20 protein-coding genes are annotated in these 25,886 nt (G+C 36.8%); 14 read left to right on the top strand and 6 right to left on the bottom strand.

The genetic code is table 11. The features are described 5' to 3' along the window. Positions 1–10: 10 nt before the first annotated feature. Genes MQX03_RS16605 through hflX form a run of 4 tightly spaced genes read right to left on the bottom strand, consistent with a single transcriptional unit; the run spans position 11 to position 3,909 of the window. Positions 11–730 carry a DNA alkylation repair protein gene (locus MQX03_RS16605; RefSeq protein ID WP_242804386.1) on the bottom strand — a complete coding sequence of 240 codons (720 nt, stop codon included), beginning with the start codon at positions 728–730 and terminating at the stop codon, positions 11–13. Between the two features lie 14 nt (positions 731–744). Beyond that, entirely contained in the window at positions 745–2,031 is a 1,287-nt protein-coding gene (locus MQX03_RS16600) for a cation:proton antiporter (protein WP_242804385.1), read from the bottom strand. 10 nt (positions 2,032–2,041) lie between these two features. Beyond that, a complete protein-coding gene (locus tag MQX03_RS16595) occupies positions 2,042–2,677 on the bottom strand; it encodes a DUF4919 domain-containing protein (RefSeq protein ID WP_242804384.1) in 636 nt (211 codons plus the stop codon). Further along, on the bottom strand, positions 2,677–3,909 hold the full coding sequence (gene hflX, locus MQX03_RS16590) for a GTPase HflX (protein WP_242804383.1): 1,233 nt from the start codon (positions 3,907–3,909) through the stop codon (positions 2,677–2,679). Before hflX ends, MQX03_RS16595 begins: the two co-directional genes overlap by 1 nt. Positions 3,910–4,117: 208 nt before the next feature. Here hflX and MQX03_RS16585 point away from each other — a divergent pair, with 208 nt between their 5' ends. The 3 genes from MQX03_RS16585 to MQX03_RS16575 are packed head-to-tail and all read left to right on the top strand — an operon-like array spanning position 4,118 to position 7,568. Next, positions 4,118–4,597 (top strand): T9SS type A sorting domain-containing protein, encoded by a 480-nt coding sequence (locus MQX03_RS16585; RefSeq protein ID WP_242804382.1) that lies wholly within the window; start codon positions 4,118–4,120, stop codon positions 4,595–4,597. 5 nt (positions 4,598–4,602) lie between these two features. Next, positions 4,603–7,149: a beta strand repeat-containing protein gene (locus MQX03_RS16580; RefSeq protein WP_242804381.1), complete on the top strand. Its 2,547-nt coding sequence runs from the start codon at positions 4,603–4,605 to the stop codon at positions 7,147–7,149. A gap of 8 nt (positions 7,150–7,157) precedes the next feature. After that, positions 7,158–7,568: a hypothetical protein gene (locus tag MQX03_RS16575; protein WP_242804380.1), complete on the top strand. Its 411-nt coding sequence runs from the start codon at positions 7,158–7,160 to the stop codon at positions 7,566–7,568. Positions 7,569–7,633: 65 nt separating this feature from the next. Here MQX03_RS16575 and MQX03_RS16570 read toward each other — a convergent pair whose 3' ends face one another. Then, positions 7,634–8,068 (bottom strand): META domain-containing protein, encoded by a 435-nt coding sequence (locus tag MQX03_RS16570; RefSeq protein WP_242804378.1) that lies wholly within the window; start codon positions 8,066–8,068, stop codon positions 7,634–7,636. Between the two features lie 86 nt (positions 8,069–8,154). Here MQX03_RS16570 and MQX03_RS16565 point away from each other — a divergent pair, with 86 nt between their 5' ends. Next, complete coding sequence (locus MQX03_RS16565; protein ID WP_242804377.1) at positions 8,155–10,353, top strand: S46 family peptidase; 2,199 nt, start codon at positions 8,155–8,157, stop codon at positions 10,351–10,353. Between the two features lie 223 nt (positions 10,354–10,576). On the opposite strand, the gene MQX03_RS16560 is transcribed toward MQX03_RS16565, so the two are convergent. After that, a complete protein-coding gene (locus MQX03_RS16560) occupies positions 10,577–11,482 on the bottom strand; it encodes a helix-turn-helix domain-containing protein (RefSeq protein WP_242804376.1) in 906 nt (301 codons plus the stop codon). Positions 11,483–11,856: 374 nt separating this feature from the next. Between MQX03_RS16560 and MQX03_RS16555 the strand changes: the two genes are divergently transcribed. The 10 genes from MQX03_RS16555 (at position 11,857) to MQX03_RS16510 (ending at position 25,873) form a co-directional block, all read left to right on the top strand. Beyond that, positions 11,857–13,533 (top strand): helix-turn-helix domain-containing protein, encoded by a 1,677-nt coding sequence (locus tag MQX03_RS16555; protein ID WP_242804375.1) that lies wholly within the window; start codon positions 11,857–11,859, stop codon positions 13,531–13,533. Between the two features lie 445 nt (positions 13,534–13,978). Next, entirely contained in the window at positions 13,979–14,581 is a 603-nt protein-coding gene (locus tag MQX03_RS16550; RefSeq protein ID WP_242804374.1) for a hypothetical protein, read from the top strand. A 268-nt stretch (positions 14,582–14,849) separates the two neighbouring features. Continuing rightward, on the top strand, positions 14,850–15,053 hold the full coding sequence (locus tag MQX03_RS16545; protein ID WP_242804373.1) for a DNA-binding domain-containing protein: 204 nt from the start codon (positions 14,850–14,852) through the stop codon (positions 15,051–15,053). A 207-nt stretch (positions 15,054–15,260) separates the two neighbouring features. Then, positions 15,261–22,787, top strand: a complete 7,527-nt coding sequence (locus tag MQX03_RS16540) for a LamG domain-containing protein (RefSeq protein ID WP_242804372.1) — start codon at positions 15,261–15,263, stop codon at positions 22,785–22,787. A 121-nt stretch (positions 22,788–22,908) separates the two neighbouring features. Beyond that, positions 22,909–23,448, top strand: a complete 540-nt coding sequence (locus tag MQX03_RS16535; RefSeq protein ID WP_242804371.1) for a hypothetical protein — start codon at positions 22,909–22,911, stop codon at positions 23,446–23,448. A gap of 99 nt (positions 23,449–23,547) precedes the next feature. Continuing rightward, complete coding sequence (locus MQX03_RS16530) at positions 23,548–23,973, top strand: transposase (protein ID WP_242804370.1); 426 nt, start codon at positions 23,548–23,550, stop codon at positions 23,971–23,973. Then, entirely contained in the window at positions 23,957–24,166 is a 210-nt protein-coding gene (locus MQX03_RS16525) for a hypothetical protein (RefSeq protein ID WP_242804369.1), read from the top strand. The genes MQX03_RS16530 and MQX03_RS16525 overlap by 17 nt, the downstream gene beginning before the upstream one ends. Before the next feature lie 24 nt (positions 24,167–24,190). Then, on the top strand, positions 24,191–24,526 hold the full coding sequence (locus MQX03_RS16520; protein ID WP_242804368.1) for a helix-turn-helix domain containing protein: 336 nt from the start codon (positions 24,191–24,193) through the stop codon (positions 24,524–24,526). 159 nt (positions 24,527–24,685) lie between these two features. Continuing rightward, entirely contained in the window at positions 24,686–25,081 is a 396-nt protein-coding gene (locus MQX03_RS16515) for a helix-turn-helix domain-containing protein (protein ID WP_242804367.1), read from the top strand. 36 nt (positions 25,082–25,117) lie between these two features. After that, positions 25,118–25,873: an SDR family oxidoreductase gene (locus MQX03_RS16510; protein WP_242804366.1), complete on the top strand. Its 756-nt coding sequence runs from the start codon at positions 25,118–25,120 to the stop codon at positions 25,871–25,873. Positions 25,874–25,886: the final 13 nt, after the last annotated feature.

Genomic DNA, 25,886 nt, shown 5'->3' with positions numbered 1-25,886 from the left:
TTAGTTTATTTTAAATTCTGCCTTTCAAATAATCTTGCCTTAACTCTTCATCTAATTTTTCAATCGCATATCTGAGGCAGGTTCTTGGCATTTCTTTGTAATATTTGTTTAGATAATCGATGAGTTCCGCCTCATTTTTGTTTCCCATTTCTCGTAAAAGCCATCCGTTGGCTTTGTGCATCAAGTCGTGTGGATGATGTAAATTTTGAGTTACAAATTCTTTAGTTAATTCAAAAGAACCTTTTTTCACATAATACATCGTTCCTACAACGGCAATTCTTTTATACCACATCTGGTCAGATTTTGAAAGCTCTTTTAAAAGGCTTTCTTTTTGATTTTCAAATGCGTATCGACCTAAAACCTTATAACAACTCGTGTCCACCAGATCCCAATTATTGATATGCGGAAGATGACTGAGATAAAATTCTACAACCTCATCTTTTACAGCCTGGTCTTTTGTTTTTTCAAATTTAAAAATCAGCATCAGCAGAGCTGTGAGTCGATGCTCGTGATAAGGTGAAGAAATCAATTCGCTTAATTCTTTTAAACTAATTTTTGAATAAAATTCTTTGGCAACAGACCTTTGATCAGGAACTGTTACACCTAAAAATAAATCTCCTTCACCATATTCTCCTTTTCCTGTCTTAAAAAATTTAGGAAAAAAAGCTGCCTTTTCCGGAATGGATAAAACAGCTAGTGATTCTTTGATTTCTTTAAGTATTGTACTCATTGATTAACAAACAATTAATGACTTTCTTCTAAAGCAATACTTTCTAATTCTTGCTCTTCTATCTCAATTTGCTTAGGATTAGCAACTTTTGCAATCGTAAGTCCCTGAACAATAATAGAAAACACAACCACACAGTAAGTAATACTTAAAATAGCATTGCTGTATTCGTTTTTCGGGATAGACATAGCCAAAGCAATGGAAACACCGCCACGAATACCTCCCCAAAATAAGACTTTTATCGTCTGCGGACTAAACCTCGTTCTGAAAGACATAAATTTTGTAGGTCCCCAAATCGAAATAAACCTTGCTACCAAAACCACGACAATTGCTAGTAATCCAGGAATTACATAATGGTTTAAGTTTTTAATCATCAACAATTCAAACCCGATGAAAAGGAATAGAACGGCATTCAGAATTTCATCAATAAGTTCCCAGAATTTAATCAGATAATCCTGAGTGACCGATTTCATTTTAAATTTAACATTAAAATTACCCATGAATAACCCAGCAGCAACCATCGTCAACGGTCCGGAAACATGCATCTGTCTTGCTACAAGATAACCGCCCATTACAACAGCCAATGTCACCAAAACTGAAATAATATAATCATCGACTTCACGCATTAACCTTGAAGTTATCCAACCTAAAAGAACACCTAAGAGCAGTCCGCCACCAGCTTCTTTCATTAATAAAATCGTAATATTTTCTATTCCCAAATCTACCTCACTTCCTATTGCAAGTTGCAACACTACTGTAAAAACTACAACTGCCATACCGTCGTTAAATAATGATTCCCCAGCAATTTTTGTTTCTAATGATTTTGAAATATTAGCTTGTTTTAAAACACTTAAAACCGCAACCGGGTCTGTAGGAGAAATCAATGCTCCAAACACCAGACAGTAAATAAAAGGAATTTTTAAACCAACCAAAGGCAACAGATAGAACATCCCAAAACCTACGATAAAGGTTGAAATGATGACACCTGCCGTTGAAAATATGAGGACGGGACGGAACTGTTCTTTTAAATCATTAATATTAATATGAATTCCCCCTGCGAAAAGAAGAAAGTTTAGCATCGCTCCCATCAGAACTTCGGTAAAATCGATACTGTTCATCAAATCATTCAGATGACCGAATGTTTTTGGAAGGAAATCTTTACCAAATAAAACCAAAATGATAGATACCACGATGGCAATAACCATAATCCCGATGGTGCTCGGAAGTTTCAAAAATCTGTAGTTGATATATGCAAAAATGGATGCCAGTACGATGAGCGCTGAAAATGAATAATATAATTCCAATGAATTTGTTTTAAAAAATTAAGTCTAAATAAAGTATTTTGATATAAATTTTGGTATCTCCCTTTTCCCAAACGTCGACCACGCCATCTTGCAAAGTTTTAGAACCTCGTGTGTAATCCTGTCCGATATTCATCACATTGAGGAAGATATATTCGTCCCCCACACTGTTCACTTTAAATGCGGTTTTCTCAGATTTTCCGTCTCCTGAACTTTTAATAGCTTCGGTAAGAAGCCTTAACTGTGCAATATGATGCGAAAAATTGCTTACATCTTTCTTCTGATCATAAGAACGAAGCATAATGAGAATGACATCGAGATTGGTAGGATCTTTTGCATAAAGAATTTTCCCAAGTCTGATGCATTCTTCAAAATTACCGCTTTTAAAAGCTTCCGCTAAACCTTTGAACTCGTCTCCCATCTGGGAAACTTTATCTTTTCTGAAATTTCTGCCGTAATATAAATGCTGTGCTTCTATACTGTCGAGAGATTTTGGAAGACCTTTAAATTTAAAAATAAGCTTTTCGTAATTATAAGGCGACTTGGGATTATTGAGATTCTTCTCAATACTTTTCATATCGAGTTTTGTCTTTTGGCTAAACCCAAAAAACGGAAGAACAAGGAGAAAGAATATGATTCTGTAATTCATTAATCTTCTTTTTCTGATGCTTCGTCTTCGTCGTTATCAAAATATTCGAAAAGAAAATCGTTGTACGGGAATCTTGAAATATGAATTTTCATCACCTCATCATAGATTAGTCTTTTCATTTCCGGGAAATTTTCCTTCGTCAAAGCGGAAATAAAAACTGCAGGATGTTTAGATTTATTCATCCACGTTCTTTTCCATTCTTCCAAAGAAACATTTTTGTTAGAACCTGGTGTAAGATCGTCTTCATCTTTTTTCTCGTAACTGAAATCATCGATTTTGTTAAAAACCATGATCATCGGTTTCTGATGTGCATTGATTTCCATTAAAATCTGATTCACAGATTCTATATGATCTTCAAAACTTTCGTGAGAAATATCAACTACGTGAATCAACAAGTCAGCTTCACGAACCTCATCCAAAGTAGATTTAAACGATTCTACCAACTGAGTCGGCAATTTTCTGATGAAACCCACCGTATCCGTCAAAAGGAAAGGCAAATTTCCTATCACTACTTTTCTCACAGTGGTATCAAGCGTTGCAAAAAGTTTATTTTCCGCAAAAACATCAGATTTAGAAATCGCATTCATCAAAGTAGATTTCCCAACGTTGGTATACCCTACCAAAGCTGCACGCACTACTTTCCCTCTGTTGTTACGCTGAGTTGCCATTTGTTTGTCAATGACTTTCAGTTTATCTTTTAATAAAGATATTCTGTCACGGATAATCCTTCTATCGGTTTCAATTTCTGTTTCACCGGGACCACGCATTCCGATTCCCCCTTTTTGCTTATCTAAGTGAGACCACATTTTGCTTAATCTAGGCAGCAAATATTGGTATTGCGCCAATTCAACCTGCGTTCTTGCGTAAGAAGTCTGTGCTCTTTGGGCAAAAATATCAAGGATAAGATTGGTTCTGTCGAGGATTTTTACTTCAATTTCTTTTTCGAGATTTTTAAGCTGTGAAGGTGACAATTCATCATCAAAAATAATCGTTCCTATCTCGTTTTCTTTTACATATTCTTTTATTTCCTGAGCTTTTCCGCTTCCTACAAAAGTTTTAGGGTCTGGCTGAGTTAAATTCTGAGTAAAGCGTTTGTCTATCGTAGCGCCTGCCGTTAAAGCTAAAAACTCTAGCTCATCCATATATTCCTGTAACTTATCAGCATCTTGATTCTGTGTGACAACGCCCACCAAAACTGCCTTTTCGTAATTATGTTGTTTCTTTTCTAACATTAAATTCTGTATAATTTATAAGATTTACAAGATAACATTTTTAATTAATAAATGCAAACTAAGTATTTAAACACGGTGTTTTTCCCTTTTAAATTTTAGTTCTTTTCCTCTGGTTTACCTATATCATCTGCACCTACCTTTACACCGTAAAAAATTCAAATACAGACAATAACCTCAAACAAATTATTAATCTGAAATTTATATTAACATGAAAAGAACTTCTATTTATGGCTTCTTTTTGATTCTCTGTACAGCATTGCCATTCAATGCGCAAAAGGCAATTCTCGCAACAGGATCAAATGCAACCGGGAGCAACGGCTCAGCTTCTTACAGTGTCGGACAGATTGATTATTCCAATAAGGGAACTAATAATCAAATCATGGAAGGCGTACAGCAAGCGTACGAAATTACAACTCTTTCTACTACAGAAACTGTCGGCACAGACCAGAAAGAAATTCTATTACACCCAAATCCTTTTAAAGATTTTATTTTCCTGGATTTCACTACAAATGACTACCGAAATTCTGATTATGAATTATTCGATTCTTCAGGAAAACTTGTGAAAAAAGACAAAATAAAAGAATCAAAATCAGAATTTAATTTTTCAGACCTTCCTTCTGCGATGTACATTATCAGAATCATTCAGAATGGGAAAAATATTAAAACATTCAAAATCATTAAAAAATAATCACCATGAAAAGAATTTTACTAACAGTCGGAATTTTACTAGGCTGTCATTTAGTTTCAGCCCAAGCTCCGGAAAAAATGAGTTATCAGGCCGTAATTAGAAACACAACAGGACAATTATTGAGCAATCAAAACATCGGAGTAAAAGTCAGTGTCTTGCAAGGTTCACCTGCCGGAACCGTTGTTTATTCTGAAAGACTGACCGGTACGACCAATGTCAACGGATTGATCAGCATGGAAATAGGAACAGGAACTGTACTTTCGGGAACTTTTGCCGGAATCAACTGGCCGTCTGGTAATTATTATTTAAAAACAGAAACAGACCCTACAGGCGGAACATCTTATACAATTGCAGGAACAAGTCAGTTATTAAGCGTGCCTTACGCAATGTATGCAAAAACGTCAGGAAGCTCAGGAGGAAGTTTTGCGATACCTTTCGCAGCAACAGCCAATAATGCGGCCAACTTATTTGCAATTACCAACGACGGTGACGGAACTTCAATTGATGGAACCAGCAACAGCGTGACATCAAGTATAGCCGCCGTGAGAGGAACTATAAATAATGTAGCACCAGGAGGGTTTTCATCTGCCGTTCGAGGAATCAATAATGGAACAGGAGGTTTAGGAATTGGAGTTTGGGGCTCACAGGCCGGAAGCGGATGGGGAGTTTACGGCAATACTCCTGGTGGAATAGGAGTTTATGGAAATGCTTCAGGTTCTGGATATGGTATTTATGCTAACAGCAACACAGGAACAGGTCTTAATGCAACCAGTACTACAGGACCAGCTGCCAATCTTTCAATTACAAACAATGCCAACAACAGTACAGTGCTTACTGCAAACACTTCAGGAAGCGGAACAGTAATTGACGTTACAACATCAGGATCCGGAGTTGGTGTAAAAAGTACTACAGGAAACGGTTTTGCCATTCATGGGATTACAAGCCAACAAAGTTCTGCAGGAGTAATTGCAGACAATAACGGAAGCGGAGAAGCCGTAGTCGGGAGAAACACCAGTGATATCGCAGGAGCTGTAGTAGGAAGAAATGACGGCGGAGCCTATGGCGTTCATGGTTTTATTGCCAACAACACTACAGGAACAGGAATAGGCGTTTATGGAAGAGTTGGTGTAAGCGGAAGCACAGGTAGAGCCGGAAGATTCCAAAATTTTAATACAGCAAACGACAAAAATACTTTCGAAGTAGAATCTAACAGCACAGGAAACATTCCTGATAATACTTTAGGGAATGTTTCATCTTTTCTTGCGAGTAACACAAACAGTGTAAGTGCAGCAGTACGTGGCGAAGTAAAAACCATCTTCGGAAACTTTGGAGCAGCAGGTATTTTTGGAGTATCATCTGGAACAGGAGGTTTTGGCGGACTATTTTATTCTTCAAACATCAACGGAAATGGTCGTGCTTTAGTTGCCTTAAATGATGGAAATGGCGACGCAATCGTTGCAAACGTGGGTAAAGACGGCGACGCAATCGAAGCAAATGTTGACGGAACCGGACGTGCAATTTACGGTTGGGTTCCTACGTTCAGTACAGGTAAAGCGGCAGAATTTAAAAATTTTAATACTGCGAATACTTCAACAGCACTTAGTGCTACAACAGTAGGAAACGGTATCGCAGGAGATTTCTTCGTAGATAATACAAACGGAACTTCTCCGGCAGTGAAAGGAAAAGTAAATTCTCAGTTTGCCAACTTCGGAACAGCAGGGGTTTATGGTGAATCTGCAGGAACAGGTGGTTTTGCAGGTTTATTTTATGCAAGTAACGCTTCTGGAAACGGACCCGCACTAATTGCTCTTGCCAATGGAAACGGAAACGGTATCACAGCGAATGCCAAAAATTCCGGTGACGGTGTAGAGGCTACAGTAGACGGTACCGGTTCGGCTATTTATGGATGGGTTCCGAATTTTGGAACAGGTAGAGCCGGATATTTCAGAAACTTCAATGCAGCAAACTCTCAAGCAGTTTTATCTGTTACCAATGCAGGAACAGGAACAGGAGTTTTTGTGAATCACACCGGAGCGTCCGGAAACATTGCCGTTCTCCAAAGTGCAGGCACAAATGTTGCCAGAATAAACAAAACAGGGACAGCTTTCTTTAATGGGGGAACTCAAAACAGTGGCGCCGATTTAGCAGAAGCATTCGATGTAGAAGGAAATACTTCAGATTATGAGCCAGGAGATATTCTTGTAATTTCTACAGACACAGACAGAACTGTAGAAAAATCTTCAAAACCATATTCCACTTTGGTTGCTGGAGTATATGCTACAAAACCTGGTGTTCTTTTGACAGAAGAAAATATTGATTCTGAACTGATTGGTAAAGTTCCGATGGGGGTTGTAGGGGTAATTCCTACTAAAGTTTGTCTTGAAGGAGGAAAAATAAAAAGAGGTGATCTTTTGGTAACCTCATCAAAAGCCGGAGTTGCCATGAAAGCCAATCCTAAAAAAGTAAGAATAGGACAGGTCATCGGAAAAGCACTTCAGGATTATGACCAAAACTCAATCGGGAAAATAAAAGTATTAGTTAACATCAAATAAAAACTACCATGAAATCATTATATATCATTCCTTTTTTACTCTTAAGCTTAACATTTTATGCACAAGAAAATAAATCCGTAGAACCTCAGGATCAGGAAAAAGTTCTAAAAGACGCAAAAGCATTCGAGCAGAAAATGCAAAAAGAAAGCGAACTTACTTCTCCCAAAAAAGACAAGCAAACCACTTTAGCATCAGAACAAGGTCTTGAACTAAAAGAACAAAGCGAAAAAGTTCAAAGCCAAAACAATAATCAAGGGAAATTATTACCCAATACCGCAAGTTTTGAAGAGATTTTAGCATCAATCCCAGGCAGACAAAATACTCGGAATGCAAAAGTTTCTATAAACAATTCTAAAGTTCAAGGTTTACCAAACACTGCAACTTTAGCGGAAATCAAAAAGACGATTCCAAAAAACTAGACTAGTAACCATTTATATCAAAAGAAGTCCGCATTCATGTGGACTTCTTTATTTTTGTTTTAAATTTAATCCCAATCAGCTGCGATAAATTTCATCTCATTTCCATTTTTATCAGAAAGCGTTAATCGATGTCCTTCAATTTTATAATGGGTCATATTTCCGAATTTCTTTATAAATGCATTTTCAAGACTCATATTTTGACAAGCCATTTCTGTGCTGCCAAGATTTGAGATTTTTAGGTTCCCGTTATTTTTAAATTCAGTTGTGAAAAATATTTTATTACACCCCATTATGGCACTTCCCTTGACTTCAGCATTTATTTTTTCACCTGTTAAATTAATTCCAGCCTTATTTTCAATCAACTCCTGTTTGGGAAACTGATCAAATGAAACCAACATCCATTCTCTTTGGTAATGAGGATTATTTGACTTTGCAGCGGAACAATTTAAAACTAAATTTAAAATGAAAAAGGCAAAAACAAGCGATAAAATGTTTTTCATAACACTCTCCCACCCATTTTCGTACCAATTACGGATAGGTTATCGTAAAAATTAGTAAATTAGCCCCAAATAAATTATTTTATAAAATGAAAAGAATATTTTTACTATTCACATTCTTACTTGGTTTCGCTCAAATGAGAGCAGACGAAGGGATGTGGTTATTGATGCTCGTTAAAAGACTTAACGGTGTAGATATGCAGAAAGAAGGTCTGCACCTTACTCCGGAAGAGATTTACTCTGTCAACAATTCAAGCCTTAAAGATGCTATTGTAAGCTTCGGAGGTTTTTGTACAGGAGAAATCGTTTCAGACAAAGGGTTGATTTTTACCAATCACCACTGTGGTTACGGGGCAGTTGCAGCAGCTTCTACTCCATCAAAAGATTATTTGAAGAATGGTTTCTGGGCAATGAACCAGAAAGAAGAATTCAATTCTAAAGATCTTTATGTAAGATTTTTGGTAAGAATGGATGATGCTACGCAGAGAATCAATTCAAAATTAAACAACAACATGACTGCAGCTGAGAGAAAAGCTGTAATCGATGCTGAAACAAAAGCAATTCAGACGGAAAATTCTGAAAACGGAAAATATACTGTTGTAGTAAGAGATTTCTTCAACGGAAACGAATTTTATTTCTTCGTTTATCAGGATTATAAAGATATCAGATTAGTAGGTGCACCACCATCTGCAATCGGAAAATTCGGTGGAGACACAGACAACTGGGAATGGCCAAGACACACAGGAGATTTTACAGTTTTCAGAGTGTACGCTGATGCTGCAGGAAATCCTTCAGAATTTAAACCAACCAACGTTCCTTTGAAGCCTAAACATTTTTTACCGGTTTCTCTTAAAGGAATTAAGCCTGGAGATTTCTCAATGATCTTAGGTTACCCGGGAAGAACAAACCGTTACCTTACTTCTTACGGAATTAACCAAATGGTTTCTAAAGACTATCCGGCTTGGGTAGAAACTTCAAAAATGGCAATGGATGTTATGAAGAAGTACATGGATAAAGATAAAACAACTCAGTTGGGTTATGCTTCTCAATATGCTTCTGTAGCCAACTATTGGAAAAACAGACAAGGAACCATCGATGCTGTTATCAAAAACGGAACTATTTCTGACAAACAGAACATCGAAAAAACCTTCAGAGAATGGTCTGTACAGCCGGGTAATGAAATGTACGATGGCGTTTTAGACCAAATCGCTACTTACTACAAACAAGTTACTGATAGAAACGTAGAAAGAAATTATGCTTCTCTTTTAACAAGAAATGCTAAATATATCGCTCTTGCTTACCAGATGGCACCTACTTTAGATGCTTACGCAAAACAAGATATGGCAGGAAGATTGGCAATGAAACCTAAAGTTGAAGCAGCTATTAAAGATGCTTATGACAACCTAAATACTGAGTTGGAAGGCGAAATGCTAAACTCTTTGGTCAACCTTTACAAAACAAAGGTAAAACCTGATGTTGCTTCACAGACGATTATGGCATTAGATGCTAATACATTATCAAATGTTGCATACTCTTCAATATTTGCCAACAAAACTTCTGTAACGAATTTTGTTCTGAACCCGGATCGTTTGAAATTAGACGCAGATCCACTATTGAAAATCGCAAAAGGTGTCGCTGATGATCAAAGAATTTCTAACGAAAGATTTGTGAAAATTGATGATAATTTTGCTAAAAACAACCGTCTTTTCTTAGCTGGTCTAATGAAAGCAATGCCTGAGAAAAAATTCTATCCGGATGCTAACTCTACAATGAGATTAACTTACGGACAAATCGATACATTGCCAATCAGAGACGACAGAAACTATTTTGGAGTTACTGATAACTACTATACAACAATGGAAGGTTTAGTAGGAAAATACAAGGCTGGTGACGAAGAATTTGATCTTCCACAGAGAGTTATTGCACTTCAAAATGCTAAAGATTACGGTCAATATGCTGATAAAGCAGGTTACCTACCGGTAAACTTCTTGTCAAACAATGACATTACAGGTGGTAACTCTGGTTCTCCGGTAATCGATGGTGACGGAAACCTTATTGGTATCGCATTCGATGGAAACAGCGAAGCATTAAGCGGAGACATTGTTTTTGAAGACAAATGGCAGAAAACAATCAGCGTAGACATTCGTTTTGTTCTTTGGACGATCGACAAATATGCTGGTGCAAGAAGAATTGTAGATGAGTTGAAATTGGTAAGAGATGAAAATACTCCGGCTGATACTGGTGCATCTAAAATCAAGAATGTTCCTGCAAAAAAGAAAAAGAAATAATATTTCTTACTCTATCGAACTAAACCTCGATGAGATTATAATTAAAAAACCAAGGTAAATATTTTTTATCTTGGTTTTTTGTTTTAAATATCTTCAACCTAATTCCTTAATATAAGCTAGGAAAATTCGTTTTTAATTATTACGAATTCAAGCATATCCATTTAAAAACTTTTATTAAATTACCTTTAGATATAATATTTTGAAGCAGGCATTTGACAAACTATTAAACGTTACCATTAAGTTCATAAAAAGTCTCAGTTCCATCTTTAATTCCGCTCTTCAATCGTTCAATAAAACAAGACGGCGTAACGTTTGTTTCCTTTTTAAAAGCGATTACAAAAACCTGCGGTGAGGCATAACCACACTCTTCCGAAAGATAGCTGATTTTATACTCTCTGTAGACAGAATCTTCGTACAGTTTTTTAGTGATATAGCCTATCCTAAGTCCATTGATATAGCTATTGAAGTTTTTATCTCTGTGGACTTTTATAACTTCGGACAAATACTTCGTATTGGTATTTAAATGACTTGAGAGCCAGGTAAGATTAATGTCTTTTCTGAGGAATTTCTCAGAATTCTCAAACTTAATGATCTTCTTAAGAATTGCATTGGATGTTTCTTCCGAAATCGTAGTTGAATATTTTGTATGAGTTTCCGAAGCATCATCCAAATTAAAATCATTGTTTTGTATTTTCAGAATAGAAGTAAAATGATCATAGTTGTTTTGCTGTAATAGGTATTTCTTTCTGTGATAAAATAAGAATGCCGCAATAATCAGGATCAAAACAATTGAATAAATAAAGACAGCAGTGATGTTAATATTTCTATTATTACTGGCTATAAAAACAGAAGCTTTTAGAATTTGTCTTTGAAATAATATATCTCTTTCACTCAAATCTGAATAATATTCTACACATTTTAAGTATACATTTTTTTTAAAATCTTTCAAATATTGTCTTTCAAAAGCTGCTGAAATTTCTCTCAACGTAAGTTGCTGAGCATTGGCACAAGATGAGTAAAATAAAGTCAGAAATATCAGAATATTTTTAAGCCCATAAAAATTGATGACTAATGATTTTCTCTTCGATTGAAAAAAATTCTGTCTGTGAATCAATAGATTTTGGTTCATGGTTAATTATTTGTTTTTGGTTAAAAATTCACAAAATGAATTTTACATCCCAAAATTAGGATTATGATATTTGACTTTTGATAAAAGCATTGAATCTATTCTGATATTATGCTACCATGTTTTAAGCTAAGTTTTTGATTAACAATATAGCTAATTTGTAAAACACATAATTCAACCACCCCATTATTTAGCAATTATAAACCCTTATATTTCTGAAATTCTTTCACATAATAATTTTATTTTGTCAAAGATTTAAAGTTAGATTTACAAAATGTTTTTAATGATTAAATAATAAATCGACTGCATATTACTTATTGACTATTTTGTATTTTTGTTCCTCCACCGACTAATCTTAAAAACTAAACCAAATTCTAATGAAATTAAAATTATACTCCTTTCTTTTACTTTTTTCTTTCCAAATTACCTTGGCACAAAACACTCCTGCTGAACATGAAATTAGTGATAAGCTAGAAAAGATTGCATCAAATCTTGATCTTGAGCCTAAAAAAAAGGAGACTCTTCTCCTTCAGTTAAAAGCACAGTCTGAAAAGTTAGACTATAAATTAGGTGTTTTAATTAGTGGAGATTATTTAATGATATTATATGGTGAAAGTAACAGACATCAAGAAGGACTTGCATTAGCAGAACAGTTAAAAAAAGTAGCGAAAGGTAAAAAAGACACCCACGGTTATATAGCAGATATCTATCGAATGAATGCACTTGCATTAGGATATTTGGGACTGAATGACGCATGCTTAAAAGATTTAAAAACAGCACTCAGTTATACTAAGGATATCAAAGATAGAAATACAAGGGTATATCAGCTGTCCATGTGTTATCTGAACATGGGGTTACATTACAATCTCAAGCGATTTGAGGATAAAAAATTAAGAGACTCATTATTATACACTTATGAAAAAAGTCTTGAATTTGCAAAGCAGATCAGCGATGACAGTAAGGCAATAAGAAAAGATTTAAAATACGATCAGATTGGTTTTATAGAAATGCGTTTGGGAATATTCTATCTGGAAGAGAGCAATATCAAAGGAAGTATAGAATTAGCTGAAAAGCATCTTATGGACGGATTAAAAATTTATCAGGACAAAAAATATAATATACCTCTCGTTAATAAGATGATGATGCTGAATCAGGTAAGTTGGTTATATAGTGAGAAAAAAGAGTTTCAAAAATCGATAGAGTATGCAAAGCAGGCATTAGAGCTTGAAAAACAGTTTAGAGAGCCATATCACAGAGTAGAATCCTTTGAATTTCTCGCTGATTCCTACAGAGAAGTAAATGAGAAAGAGAAGGCAAAATTCTATTTGGAAAAATATACCTTTCTTAAGGATAGCCTTGCAGATGTTGATAGAAAAAATGCAAATATTACCATGAAAAAAATGGTAGCTGAAGTAGATAGTGAACATAAAGAAAACTCCAAACAGCAATGGATTATCGCAGGATTATTGTCATTAATAGCCTCAATATCTATCATAATCTATTGGAGAAGAAGAAATATAATTCTGCGAAAAAACTATGAGCAGATGATTGACAAGCTTAAAAAGGAGCAACCTATCCAATCATTAAATACAGATGTCTATAATGAAGAAATGGACTCCGTTTCAGAAACTGAAATTGATGATGAACAGTCTCATTCTCTTAGTAAAAATGTAATTTCAAGCCAGACCGAAGCAAGAATCCTGAAGCGTCTTGAAAGCTTTGAAAAATCAGAGAAATTCCTCAGAAAAGACCTTACGGTAAGTCTGCTTGCAAGCCAACTGAGCACCAACTCTAAATATCTTTCTGAAATTATTAAAAATAATAAATCTCAAAGTTTCAGCAATTACATCAATAATTTAAAGATTAATTATATTGTTCACAAACTGTATAATGAACCTAAATATCGAGGTTACAAAATAAGCTATCTGGCAGAGGCTTGCGGATACGCCTCCTCACAGGTTTTTGTAATCGCATTCAAAAAAATAACCGGGGTAACTCCTTCTTATTTTATTCAAAATCTTAACGATGAACATATATATAATGCATCTTATTAGATTTTAATAAGACAAACCCTAATAGTCACTTTAACCCCATCACATTCGGTGGGGTTATCTATTTGAAAAATTTTAATTGCCTAGAGTTCAATTGCTTGACTATTTAAAGAAAAATAAGCACAGAATCCTCAAAAATCACATCTTCTATCAAAATTGTTCTCTAAAAAGTCTTCGTAAGGCTGTAAATTATAAAATATCAGGGATGAAAAACAGCCCTTTTAAGCTTGTTTTTATTTGACCAACAAATCACATATGAAAATCATAACCTTCTGAAAATCAGAATATTTATTTTGTAAAACAACAATTATTCATAGAATAATTTCAGAATATCTGAGATCATTTTTTTTTTTCATGGGAGACAACTATGTAATATTGTTTCAGTTTTAATAAGAACATTTCCTCTTTCTTATTGAGCGAAAAAACAACAATCTAAAACCCGCTGATGATGAAAAAGAACAGGAGCTCAATTTCCACCCACGTGAGACCAAATGGTACCACGTGGAAATTGGGTTTCTTTTTTTCATTCTTACTTATTCTTACTTCAAATTCTGCTTTTGCTCATTCGGAAACACATGCTTCAGAGTTGGTTGTAGATTCTTCAACCGTTTCAGGTGATCAGACACCAGAGACCATAATTTATATTACAGAAGGAACTACAGTTTATGGAATAGACAATCTTTCACAAACGCCTATCCAATCCTCGTCTTCTAATGGTAAAGATTCTAAGAAACATGAGAAGAAGAAATTAAAAGTATTTGCACAAAAGAAAAAAGAGATACACACTGCAAGCAAGCCTTCAAAGCCGGAAATCAAGACACTTGCATCAAGACACCCATCAAGTGACTCTTTTGAAGTAAGTAAGTTTTCTAAAAGTGTCGGAACAATTAGTGCTAATACCCCTTTAAAATCTGCTCTTCACAACACGGTAATTGATATTAAAACAGCATCAATATCTTTCTTCAACAATTCATTATACAGTTATACACTTCCTTTCACAAAGGATATTACAGATCGATATAGCTTTGCAAGACCCCCTCCTGCTGTATAGTAAAATCCTGAACACACACACACAAGATTTCTAATCACAAGCAAAATCCCAACTGCATTGATGAATAGGAATTCTCAAATCAGCTATTCTTGTGACACGACATGTTAAAAACAATCAAATCTGTTATAGAATAATGATGAGTATTTGATTGTGATCTGGTTCCATTTGTCCCAAAACATAAATAAAGAGTAACAATACTACTGTATAAGACAACAGTAGAGATTTCAACATTTCCTGAAAAAACAATTTATTAATAAAACCTAAACAAATGGCAATTCTACACAAGATTAAAGCTTATCTCTACGACAACTTTCTTACAAAAGACAATCCCAACGATTTCATCGCACGTACAGTAAGTGAAAGATCACTGAATGTAAAGCAAATCTGCGAATCTGCGGTCAATCGTGGCGGCGCAGATGTATCATCAGAATCGAGAACTGTGGTATTTGATAAGATTCTGAATGTGGTATAACATACGAGGCTATTGGTTACCCCAACATTAGACTATTGGGTCTCCAATATGATCGTATTGGATAACACAATACGAGGCTATTGTCCTCCTGATTATAAACAGTCGAAGCCTTTATAAAAAATAAAAAAATATAAAAAAAAGAATATGAAATAACAAAAAAATGAAACCGATGATGAAACTAACAAAAATGATTCTAAAAACCACACTATGAAAAACCAAAAACTCATCTTATTCCTATTGCTCTTTCTGGGCAATGTGATACTCTATGCACAGTGTAATGTGAACGCAGGAGGTAACCAGACCATCTGCGGCACTACCTACACCTTGCAGGGAACTTCATCAGGAAGCACGAGCGGAACACCTACCTGGTCGATTGTCTCGAAGCCTTCCGGTGCACCCGATCCCGTATTTAGTAATGCGAATTCCCTGACACCAACTGTTACGGGAATGACCTCACCTGGAAATTATGTATTCCAGATAGCACAGAATTGCAGCCCTTCCGGTTCGGCAACCTCACAAGTAACGATTACAGCACCGGGAGCTAATACAGGCTTTACGGCAGGTCCGGATATTACCAATGTAAATGCAACCATAGGCTCTGTTACACTAAATGGTGTTGTACCTACAGGATATACTGCATCATGGAGTGCCTACAATATTTACAGTTGGGAACGTAGCAGCATAAAAACTGACCAAAATTCGCAGTTTAGCTCTACAACATCAGCAACAACTACGTTCAGTCTTATCAATAAAGCAAATCATAATATTGATCCGGCCTACGTGGTAACCCTAAGAATAACCTCTACAAATAACCCGAGCTGCTATTATGAAGATACGGCTATTGTACGTTTTATTCCCAACCCACAGATCGTAGTACGAACACCTTATAACGAATGTATTATCAGTGGCGGTAGTCCATCTATACCGTTTGATGCTACTTCACCCAAGTTTTCACAAGGATATCCACCTACACCAGGATCTTCGGGCAATTTTGGCACCACCATTACAATGAATGTGGTCAGCCAACCTGGAGGTGGTAATATAGCCTATCAACATATATTCGACAACAACATCTGGTTTACAGGTGTAAATGTGGTGGGTATTTATAAGTTTACTTTAACGGTACAAAATAGCGCCGGAACTTATACGACTCCTGAATTGACCTATACCTTCAATGGTACATATCCCAATTCTGTCAGTTTTCTGACAGCATCCAGACCTGAGCAAATGATGATTTATTACAGCACTGGTTCGGGAGGAGAAGTTCAATGTAACTATGCAGGGCAGACGACTCCTATTACGGTCTTGTTTGCGCTGAATTCATCAGATCCTGTAACTCTTACCTCAACAGTAGCCAACTCCGGTACGCCACCGCCAGGAGGAGTACTTGGTTTGTCAGCAGTAAGCGGTTCAGGCACCTCTGCCAACAGAAGCTTTACCGTGACCCCTCCAAGCGGAGGATGGCGGGTAGGAACTTATGTGCTGTCTGTAGCTACAAGTAATGGAACCTGTAGTAGAAGCCAACTCTACTACATTCATATTTCAGACGGTAACCGTCCGAATGTAACGGTACCTGCCACAACAGTATGTTACTCAGGTTCAGGCGCAGTAACAGCAACAATCCCATTACCGGCAGTATATAAAGGAGTGGTAAACACAAGTTATTTTCAGGATTTTGATGGACGTTACCGATTAACATTGGTTTCAAAACCTGTCGGTGCAGCTGACCCTGTATTCGAGCCTTATAACAATACTCTATTTACCAATACAAACACTACAATTTCTAACCTGAATATGCAGGGCGAATATGTATTTAAAATAAAAGCAGATAGCTATAATCCAAGCGTAGGAGCATTCTTAGACAGAGAATATGCCTGCTCGGGAACTTCTTTGGAAAGTAATTTCTCGGTATTTGTATCAGCACAGGTTGGAGCTAATGCAGGATCTGCACAGACGATCATAGGTGCAACACAAACTACTTTAAACGGAAACAATCCGGGAACATCAACAGGTGCATGGACTCTGGTATCAAAACCAGCATTAGCTACCGATCCTGTTATTTCAACTCCTACTGCATACAATACGAATGTTACAGGATTAAACAGTGCCGGAACCTACACTTTCAGATGGACGGTCACTACCGGCACCTGTATCAGTACAAGTGATGTAGCTGTAAATGTTTTGGCTATAACTGCCGGTGGTGTAGCTGGAGCAGATTTCTGGGTAAAATCTGACGATGCAGGAGACATCGCTACGGCATGGAAGGATCATTCTGCCAATGCAAACAACATCCCGAATGTAGGAGGAATAACGCTTTCCCCTGCAGACAGAGCACATAATTTCCATCCGTACACCACAGGATATACTGGTTCTAAATTCTTTTACAATAATGCCTCGGTAATGAATCCTACTAACGGAGAGCTGCCGAATACTAGTACTTCCATTTTCTCTGCAGTAAGACCTACAACTGCAAACGGAACAGGACGTATTACAGGGATTGATGACGATGCAACTTTGGCAGCGGAACCAGGAATTTCTATTGCCAACGGAAAGCCAAGACAGTATGAGTTTTTTAATACCACAACATCAACCGATTTTTCTACCACCTTTAATAATGGTACTTCCAATATATTCTCTGCAATCGCTAATAATGCTGTTGCCAACGGAGGAACTTCAGCTTCAGCCGGAGGAGAAAAAAGATTAGGATTGAATGGTTCTTATGAAACGACGGCATTTACCGGAAGCAATAAATTCCAGATTTATGGTCGTAATTTAAGAGTTGGTCAGGCTGGCTGGGATGCTGCCGGTGAGTTCCCGGGAGATATCATGGAAGTTTTATGGTTCAAACGTGTCTTAACATCTAATGAGCAATCAAGAATAAACTCTTATCTTGCTGTAAAAAATGGTGTTACATTAAACGAAAATTACCTTTCTACCGCCAGTGCTGTAGTTTGGGACAGAACGAATAATGCAGGGTATAACAATAATGTCTTCGGTATTGCAAGAGATAACCTTACCGCATTGCATCAAAAACAATCTGGAAGCACAAATACAGGACAGAAACTTGTAATTTCCACAACAGGTTTTGCAGATAGCAATGCTGCCAATACCACCACACTTACAGAAGGGCAATTCTTAATGACAGGCGATAACGGTCTTAAGCAAAGCTTAATAACTCCATTAGCCTATACAGCAGGTTCTAACGGAGCAACCAATTTCCGTTTTGAATCTATCTGGAAAGTACAAAATGTAAACACTGTGGGCACTGTAACAGTTGCATGGCCAAAAAGTGTGAAGAACCTTTATTTAGTACAATCTCTGGATGCTGCTTTTGACGGAACCGATACTTTTACGCCAATGACTATAGAAACTACTGTAAACGGCGTGGTATACAACACCGCAAATGTAACTTTAGGAAACGGACAGTTCTTCACATTTGCTGGTTTTGCACAAGCTCCGGGAGGGGTTACAGGCCCTGATTTCTGGGTAAAATCTGACGATGCAGGAACTATCGGCACAGCTTGGAAAGACAATTCTCCCAATGCAGACAACATTCCGAATGTAGGAGGAATTACTTTATCGCCAGCCGATAGAAACCATAACTTCTATCCTTATACCTCAGGTTATACTGGTTCTAAATTTTTCTATAATTCTGCTTCGGTAATGAATCCGCTGGGTAATGTAGAATTACCTAACACCAATACTTCTGTTTTCTCAGCAGTAAGACCTACGACAGCTAACGCTACAGGACGTATTGTAGGTATCGATGATGATACAACATACGCAGCTGAACCTGCATTTTCTATTGCTAACGGAAGACCGAGACAATATGAATTTTTTGCGACTACAACTTCTTCAGATTTTTCTTCAAATTTTAATGTAGGACAGTCTAACATATTTTCAGCATTAGCCAATAACACGGTTGCCAACGGAGGAACTTCGGCTATCGCAGGAGGAGAAAAAAGATTAGGGCTAAATGGTACTTATGAATCTTTTTCAGGTTTTGCTGCGGCGAATAGATTCCAAATTTATGGTAAAAACCTTAGAATAGGTGAGGCCGGCTGGGATGCTGGTGCTCCTTTCCCTGGTGACATTATGGAGGTTGCATGGTACAACCGTACACTGACTGCAAATGAGCAATCTAGAGTAAATTCTTACCTGGCTGTAAAGAATGGAGTTACATTAAATGAAAACTATCTTTCTACCAATAGTTCTGTTGTATGGGACAGAACCATTAATACCGGATACAATAATAATATCTTCGGTATTGCTAAGGATGATTTCACGGCATTGCATCAAAAGCAGGCAGGAAGTGTGAACAGCGGACAGCAGCTTGTAATTTCTACTACAGGATTTGCAGACAGCAATGCCGCCAACAATACAGGCTTAGCCAATGACCTACAATATCTGACGACAGGAGACAATGGTCTAAAACAAAATCTTACTATCCCATTAGCTTACACAAGCGGTTCAAATGGAATTACCAACTATCGTTTTGAATCTATCTGGAAAGTTCAAAACACAAACAATGTAGGAACAGTAACTGTAGCATGGCCAAAAAGTGTGAAGAACCTTTACCTTGTACAATCTCCGGATGCTACTTTTGACGGAACAGATACCTTCACCCCCATGGCTACAGAAACTACTGTAAATGGTGTGATATATAACACTGCAAATGTAACTTTAGCAAACGGGCAGTTCTTCACTTTTGCAGGGTTCGGAAACGCACCGGGAGGTGTTGCTACAAATCTATCTTATTGGTACAGAGCTGATAAAAATGCAACCAACACAGGAGCTACAACAGATGTTACAGGATGGACGGATATGTGGAACGGAACTACAGTTGCACAAAGAGTAACCAATGCGCTTCCTAAGTATGCTGTAGGTACATCAAGTTACTTCAATTTTAACCCGGGAATTAACTTTACAGCTATTAATCAGACATTAGGTAATATCACTACACAAACAGTTACCAATACCAGTAATGATATTTTTACTGTTACCAAAGAAGGAATGACCGCACCAGGCAGCCCTACTCCTCACTTCTTGAGTATAGGTATGGATAATGTAAACACCACCATTTCAAATTGGGATTACATGGGCTTTACTCCTGCCAGTACCAACATAGAAAGAAGAGTTGTAGGTGGAGGAACACAATTCGTGAATTCCGCAGTTAATTTCTCTACGGCAATTCCAAGCATCATGTATAATACCTTTACTAATACCACAGTAGCCAGAGGGTTGAATGGGGCTGCTAATGGATCTACAGCTAACTATACTGCTGTAGGATTAGCATTAGGAGGTCATATATTTGGTGATACCCGTTGGACTGGCAACAGTAGTGATAACGGAGGTTTTATTGGTAACATAGGAGAAACTATCATCTACGGTGCCGGTAACCTAACAGCTACAGAACGTAGAAGAGTAGATTCTTATCTTGCCATCAAGTACGGAATTACCTTAGGACAAGTAAATACGCAGCATTATCTAAATACTGACGGAAATATCGTATGGAATGGTGCTTCAAACACAACATTCAACAATAATATATTCGGAGTATCGAGAGATGATATTGAAGTTTTTGAGCAGAAAGTTTCTACATCTGTAAATGCAGGTACTATACTTACCGTAGCAACGATGAATGATTTTGTTAATCCAAACAATGCTGTAGCCAGAACCAGCTTTGTTAACGACAAAACGTATTTCCTATTGGGAGATAACAATATTACTGCAACTACATTTACCAGTATGACCATAAATGGTTATACAGGGGCGTCGCGCATTGCAAGAATATGGCTGGCACAGCGTACCAATACCAGCGGTACGATGTACTTCGGGGCAGATCTTTCTTCTTACGGAGGAGGTTTTGGAAGCGGAGATCATGTAAAAATGATCATTGCAGATGACGCAGCATTTACAACCAATGTAGCGTACGTTGACGGAACCTATGATGTTGCCACCGGAAAATGGGTACACAGCTATAACTTTGATTCTGGAAACGCAAACAGGTATATTACCTATGCAACAGTGAACGAAGTAGCTTGTACCACAGGCTGTAATGACAACACATACCTCAATGCAGTAGACCCTAATACTATAGAATACGATAACATCTTAGCAGATGAAACGACTACTATAGTAAAACAAAAAGACGGTTCGTATTATGTCTGGGGACCAACCACCTCACCAAATGTATCTTCTACAAATGCTAACGTTGTATTAAATCTGCTTGCACCAACGAAAATTGATCCGAGTACAACACTCCCAGCTGCAGGATCATCAGGAACTGGGTTTAGCTATACCGGAACACCGTTAAAAGCAGCAATAGCTAATGTAATGCATTTATTGACTACCGATGGGCTTTATGTTTGGGGAAATGGTAATATGTATACGCTTAGTAGCATGGGTAACACCACTATTACTTACAGAACCCCAAATGGCTACAAATTTGGTAAGCTGACTGTTAATAATAAAGCAGACGGACTGCCTCCGGGAGTGAGCCCTAGCAATGTAAAAATGATGAGTGGCAATCAAGAGACTTTGTCTATTGTAACTTGTAGTGGTGCAACCTGGATTCTTAGTCAAAGCCCAGTGGGCTCTGTTTATGGAGATGGTATGACCGGTAATGTAGCTAATAATTCAATATGGCACCGTGTAATGACATCTGCTACCCAAACGCTGGACAATGTTGTTGCGGTACGAGGCATTAGGAGTACTAAATTTGCTTTAACTTCTAATGGGAAGCTTTATACCTGGGGGCTTAATACATTTCATAATGATAATACTGCCGCCGCTACATCTAATTACGCAACAGAAATCAGTGTTCCCGCAGGAGTAACTCCAAAAATGATAGGGATGACTGAGGGAAATACTGAAGGGGAAGGGTCTTATTATCTTTTGGCAACTAACGGCAAGCTCTATGCTATGGGGTATAATGCACAAAGGCAGCTAGGTCTTGGTGACGCAACCATAAGATTGAATTGGACAGAAGTAACTGCTACCTCAGGTAGTAATACTTTAGGTGGTAACACCGCCTGGATTTCACCAGCTGAGAACGTAAACAATCTTCCCTCTATCAATGTATTAACTACCGATGGAAAGCAATGGGGATGGGGACGCAGTTCACAAGGTCATTTAGGTGTGGTTAATAATACAGGTATTGATCCAACGTTTATGCCTGGTAATGGTACCGGTGCAAACGAGCTTGGCCTAAGTGATAAGGTGATCGCTTTAAAAGATGCAGGCCAGCATGCCATCAATTTTAAAGAAAACTCTACCAAATTTGGTTTTATAGGTCTAAATACATTCGGATCTAAAGGCGATGGTACTTCTGTTACTGGTACTCAAAATCTTAAATATACTTATATATCTGATCTTGATCTATGTGGAGCCATAGTGGCAGGAGTTTGCTACAAACCAGGTATAATAGCCGGTACTCCACTAGATACCAAAGTAGGTATCACCGCACTTAACAGAGCTGGATCTACTAATGCCGATAATTGGCCGATGACCCGTAAAGGTGGCTGGTTAGCACTAGAAGCTAAAACCAAAGGTTTTGTACCTAACAGAGTAGCATTCAGCGGAGGAAATCCTGTAGGTATTGCACCTGCCAACTTCGTAGAAGGGATGATGGTATACGATACCACCAATAAATGTATGAAAATGTACACCTCTACAGACGGAGGAACTAATTATGCATGGTCTTGTATATCTACACAAACCTGCCCTGATTAATCAATTTAAATACAGACTGAGCAGCTTTTGGCAAACTGCTCAGTCTATTTTAAAAATGAAAGATCAAAAGAGATGAAAAGATAATCATCCCTAAATATTAATTTTTAAACAATCAATAGATATGAAAAATATAATCACAGCAATTGCATTAGTTTTTGTAAGTATATCTATACATGCACAAATTGCAATAGGAAAGCAGACAGTAACCAATACTTCTGTATCTCTTGAATTTGATAATACAGAAAACAGAGGCCTTATTCTACCTTATGTAGAAACAAAAACAGGAATTACCGAAAACGGAACAATCATCTATGATGTCACCGATCATAAAGTAAAATACCTGAAAGACACCGGTGTGTGGGCTAATCTTAGTGAAGACGACGGAACAGCTGCCACGATAGGAACAGCGGATCTTTCTGCACAGGGGACAGATAAGACAGAGTCTACAACCGCAAAAGCAGCTATTGGGACTACAGCAGCATCAGATACCACTCCAGGGGTATTGGTTTTAACTGATGCCGATAAAGCAATGATTCTTCCAAAGGTTGCAAATCCACATTTAAGCATTATCAATCCCGCACCGGGAATGATGGTGTATGATACCACCAAAAGGCAATTGGCCGTTTACAATGGGACTGCATGGTCTTTCTGGAAACCATAATTTTAATCTAAAATTTGTTTTATGTGTCAAAGTTGAAATATACTTTGACACCATAAAACAAGCAAATTATTATAAGTAAATGATAGATTATTTGTGACAATGACAGACTTCAAAAATATACACATCGGAAAACTAATAGAAAAAAAGGTAAAAGACACTGAATTAGAATTACTTCGAATTTCTAGTTTCTTAAATTGCTCAGAAGAAGATATTGAAAAGATGTATGCCTCTGAAAGTTTAGATTCTTATATACTTTTAAGATGGAGCAAATTATTGAAATATGATTTCTTTAGAATTTATTCTCAACATATAATGCTTTATACTTCCAATCACAAAAACAATGAAAGTAAAAAAGAATCATCGCTACCACAGTTTAGAAAAAATATTTACACAAAAGAAATCATAGATTTTATTTTAGATGCACTAAAATCTGGTGAAAAAACAAAAAAACAGATTATTGAAGACTACAGAATACCCAAAACTACCTTATACAAATGGATAAATAAATATGATGAAGAAAAATAAACTTTCCGCATCAAAAAATACAAGGTTGACAGGAAGAACAAGAGCAGAAATAATATCATTATTAGGTAATGATTATGTGGAAGATAGTGAAGGAAATATAATTTATACGAGAAAGACATTCCTTTTTATAACAAAGAAAATATTTATAGGATTTGACGAGGATGATGTTGCTGATGTCGTTTTTACTCAATAAAAAATAATTTACAAATACGAAAATATGATGAGCACTAAACCCAATTATAAAAAAATATTTGAAGACATCATTACAAAAAAATGCCCCGACCGAAAAGATGAATTCAAACATTATCTTAAGAAAGAGCAATTTTCAATTATGGATGTTATCACCCTTAACTCCAAAATATTTAAACTGAATGATAAAAAAACATTAGATTTTAATCAGAAACATAAGTCTTATGATGAACCCACTATTTTGAAAATACTTAGCTATCAAAAGAAACAAGGGCTTAATAATTTAGAACTGGCCAATCATTTTAATCTCAGTAGAAATACCGTGACAAAATGGAGAAAGATTTATTTGAATGATGCTGCGTAATTTTCATCAGTTTTATATAAATATCTTCATTGAGTTGATTTGCTTAAAAAGATTATTCGATCATTTATTTCTTATAAAATTGAATCTAAACTGCCCGAATTGACATCTTCAGCAATATAACTTCAGATTATTTTTTTATTAATCAAAAAACACAAACCGATGAGAACATCCAAAACCACCGAATCCAGGGGCACTCTTATTGTCAATAGATATATAACATTTTTAGATCAACATCTAAAAGAATTGCTAGAAGGAAAAGTTCAGGATTTCCTTACACTCAAGCAAATTTCAAGCGAATTAGCTATCTCTTATCAACACCTCACTGATACTGTAAAAAAAAATACAGGGAAACATCCTTGTTATTTCTATGAGACAAAAATATTGGAGGAAGCAAAAAAGCTCTTAAGAGAAGATCATCTAAAGCCTGCATCAGTTGCCAAAATCCTTATGTACGACCCTTCTAATTTTTCGAAATTCTTTAAAAGATGGACAGGGGAAACACCAGGTCAGTTTAAAAAATCAGAGAATAACACCATAAATAGTTTAAAAAAATAGCACAAATTTGTAATACAACATAAAATAATTATTAATATGTCAACACATAATGTAAAAGGAAAAGTAGTTTTAATTGCCGGAGGTGGTAAAAACTTAGGAGGATTATTAAGCAGAGATTTTGCTGCGAAGGGAGCAAAACTGGCTATTCACTACAACAGTGAAAGTTCAAGAACTGAAAGCGAAAAAACCCTTGCAGACGTACAAGCTTTGGGAGCCGAAGCATTCCTGTTTCAGGGAGATTTAACAAACGTTGCAAACATTACCCATTTTTTTGATGAAACCAAAGCCAAGTTTGGAGCTATCGATATTGCAATCAACACCGTGGGTATGGTATTAAAAAAGCCATTCACAGAAACTACAGAAGCTGAATATGATACCATGTCTGATGTGAATTCTAAAGTGGCTTATTTCTTCCTGCAGGAGGCCGGTAAAAAAGTGAGTGATGGAGGTAAGATTTGTACTATTGTAACTTCACTTCTTGCTGCTTACACAGGATTATATTCCACTTATGCAGGTATGAAAGCTCCGGTAGAACATTTTACCAGAGCGGCATCGAAAGAATTTGGTGCACGAGGAATTTCTGTAACAGCAGTTGCTCCCGGACCTATGGACACCCCATTCTTTTATGGGCAGGAAGCTGATGATGCTGTTGCTTATCACAAATCTGCCGCAGCTTTGGGCGGGCTAACAGATATTAAAGACATTGCTCCGCTAGTAGAGTTTTTGGTAACAGACGGCTGGTGGATTACCGGACAAACCATTTTTGCAAATGGTGGATATACTACAAGATAGTAAGATTAAGTAA

Source organism: Chryseobacterium aahli, from assembly GCF_022699665.1.
Taxonomy (GTDB): Bacteria; Bacteroidota; Bacteroidia; order Flavobacteriales; family Weeksellaceae; genus Chryseobacterium; species Chryseobacterium aahli.
Note: the sequence above shows the minus strand (reverse complement) of the source record. Positions and strands in the feature narration are given on the sequence as shown.